Source organism: Flavobacterium cupreum (assembly GCF_003996965.1).
In the GTDB taxonomy this organism is placed as follows: Bacteria; Bacteroidota; Bacteroidia; order Flavobacteriales; family Flavobacteriaceae; genus Flavobacterium; species Flavobacterium cupreum.
Genome location: NZ_QWDM01000112.1, coordinates 1 through 378, shown reverse-complemented (window position 1 = coordinate 378; position 378 = coordinate 1). Strand labels below are relative to the sequence as shown.

1 protein-coding gene is annotated in these 378 nt (G+C 61.4%); it reads left to right on the top strand.

Features of this window, described 5'->3' with window-relative positions; genetic code table 11:
- The coding region (locus D0817_RS26845) for a hypothetical protein (RefSeq protein WP_161568477.1) at positions 1 to 378 on the top strand (378 nt) is incomplete at both ends.

The window sequence follows — 378 nt, the reverse complement described above, 5'->3', positions numbered from 1 at the left end:
AAACCCCAATCCGGCTGTTCATTTGCAACGCCAACTGGCGTTTGTGGATTTACGGCCAACATTTCAGCGCCCGCCTTGGCGGCGCCGCGGACACTTGGAACACGCGCAACATCTATATCCGCGCCGCCGATATCGCCGGCAACCGCATCCATTCGCCGGGTCCGGGGCCGATCGCCGACGCCGCGCAGCGCACGCTTTCGTATTACATCGCGCACGAGGCGACCCACATCGATGTCGGCCGCCAATATGGACGCCTGGTCACGCTGCGTTACCCACAATGGTTGCTTGAAGGCTACGCCGACTACATCGGCAAGGGCGGGGACTTCGATTTCGACGAAAACCTCCGGCTGTTCAAGGCTGGCAGCGAAAAGATGGCCG